Genomic DNA, 2,026 nt, shown 5'->3' with positions numbered 1-2,026 from the left:
CTCGCCGCCTGCGCCGCTCATCACCTCGCGAAACGCCGCCTCACGAAGCTGCCGCGAACTGACCTGCTCGAAGGGCTGCACGACGAACCAGATATCGTCGAAGCCGTTTTCAAGCAGATGCCGCGTGCCCAACTCAGCGGCCGCCCGGTTGTCCAGCCCGACCATATCGGCGACAAGCCCATCCACCGAACGGTCGACCAGCACCGCCGGAATCCCCCCGTCGCCTACCGGCCGCAGTGTTTCCTCGCGCACGCCGAGCGCGTTCACGATCACGCCTTCCACGCGATACGTGGTCAGCAATTGCAGATAGCGTCGCTCCATTTCGACTTCGTTGGCCGCGTGGCAGATCAGCGGCATTAACCCGAGCGCGTGGCAAGCGGCTTCCACACCTTGCAGCACTTCGACGGAATACGGGTTGGTCAAGTCGGCGAGCAACATGCCGATCAGGCGATTGCGGCCACGCTTGAGGCCGCGCGCCATCTGGTTCGGCTGATAGTCGAGACGCTCGATCGCTGCCTCGATGCGCGCGCGCAATTCCGGCGACAGCACGCTCATCTCGCCATTCAGGTAGCGCGAGATGCTGGTCTTGCCGGTACCGGCTTCGCGCGCGACGTCGGTGATCGTCGCGCGTCGGGTGGCGGCCAGCGGCGTCGTGCTCATTTCTTCAACACGTCCCGGTTGACGATGTTCGTCGCGAGCGTACCGTCGAGCGCGGCGACGAGGTTTTCCGCCGCATTGCGCGCCATTGCATGGCGGGTCTCGTGCGTCGCCGAACCGATATGCGGCAGCGCGACCACGTTCGCCATTTTCAGCAACGGCGAATCGGCCGGCAGCGGTTCGGTCTCGAACACGTCGAGACCCGCACCATGAATCGTGCCGTTTTGCAGGGCTTCGATCAGCGCCTGTTCATCGACCGTGGCGCCGCGCGACGCGTTGATCAGGATCGCGCTCTTCTTCATCGACTTGAACTCTGCCGCGCCGATCATGTGTTTCGTCTCGGGCGTGAGCGGCACTTGCAGACAGACGAAGTCAGCAGTAGCAAGCAGCTCCGCCAACTCGACGCGGCGCGCACCGTACGCCTGTTCCGCCTGCGGGTTCGCGCTGCGATTCGTGTACAGCACCTTCATGTTGAAGCCAAGCGCCGCGCGCCGCGCGACCGCGCCGCCAATCCGTCCCAGCCCGACAATGCCGAGCGTCTTGCCCTGCACGTCGACGCCGAAATGCGCCGGTCCGATGCTGTGCGTCCACTGGCCGGCCTTCACCCAGTCCGCCAGTTCGACCACCCGCCGCGCCGACGCGAGGATCAGCGAGAACACCGTGTCCGCCGTGGACTCGGTCAGCACGTCCGGTGTATGCGCGAGCACAATGCCGCGGCGCGTGAGATCGGCAACGTCGAACTGGTCGAAGCCCACCGAGATGGTCGACAGCGCCTTCAGCCGGCTCGCGCCTTCGAGCATCGCCGGCGTGATTTTCACGCTCGAACCGATGCCGCCGTCCGCAACCTTCAACGCGGCAACGAACGTGTCGTGCTGCGCGGGGTCGACCTGCACGACTTCCGCATGCTGTTGCAGATACGCGAGCACATCCTCAGGCAGCGACTTCCAGGCGACGATCTTCGTCATGAGCTTATTTTCCTTGCAACGGTGTAGCGAGCGTGGCGGCTGGAGTCAGCGGCTGCGGTTTGACGATCAGCGTCAGAATCACCGCGGCGACCAGCGCCACGCTCATGAAAGCATACGATGCCGCAGGCGAGCCGGTCGCGCCGTTCAGATAGCCGACCACGTACGAGCCGACGAACGAACCGAGCGCGCCCATGCTGTTGATCAGCGCCATCGCGCCGCCCGCGACATTCTTCGGCAGCAGTTCCGGCACGATCGCGAAGAACGGCCCATACGGTGCATACATCGCGCCGCCGGCAATCACCAGCAACGCGTACGAAATCCAGAAATGCGTGGAACCCAGCGCGTACGACGCGGCGAACGCAACCGCGCCGACCAGCAGGAACGGCCACACGAATACTTTGCGG

The 2,026-nt window shown here is 64.7% G+C and carries 3 protein-coding genes; all 3 read right to left on the bottom strand.

Going from position 1 to position 2,026, the window contains the following annotated elements; genetic code table 11:
* Positions 1-660: LacI family DNA-binding transcriptional regulator (locus tag VFE81_RS17850; RefSeq protein ID WP_325045861.1), on the bottom strand; the 660-nt coding region annotated here is incomplete at its 3' end.
* Positions 657-1,622: a D-glycerate dehydrogenase gene (locus tag VFE81_RS17845; protein ID WP_325045860.1), complete on the bottom strand. Its 966-nt coding sequence runs from the start codon at positions 1,620-1,622 to the stop codon at positions 657-659. The genes VFE81_RS17845 and VFE81_RS17850, both read right to left, overlap by 4 nt.
* 4 nt (positions 1,623-1,626) lie before the next feature.
* Positions 1,627-2,026: MFS transporter (locus VFE81_RS17840; RefSeq protein ID WP_325045859.1), on the bottom strand; the 400-nt coding region annotated here is incomplete at its 5' end.

The organism is Paraburkholderia sp., assembly GCF_035656215.1.
In the GTDB taxonomy this organism is placed as follows: Bacteria; Pseudomonadota; Gammaproteobacteria; order Burkholderiales; family Burkholderiaceae; genus Paraburkholderia.
The sequence above is the reverse complement of the archived record's forward strand: the minus strand, read 5'-3'. Positions and strand labels throughout refer to the sequence as shown.

What these genes read in the sequence shown, in the direction of transcription:
- VFE81_RS17845 (WP_325045860.1), bottom strand. Translation starts at nt 1,622, where the DNA reads ATGACGAAGATCGTCGCCTGGAAGTCGCTGCCTGAGGATGTGCTCGCG.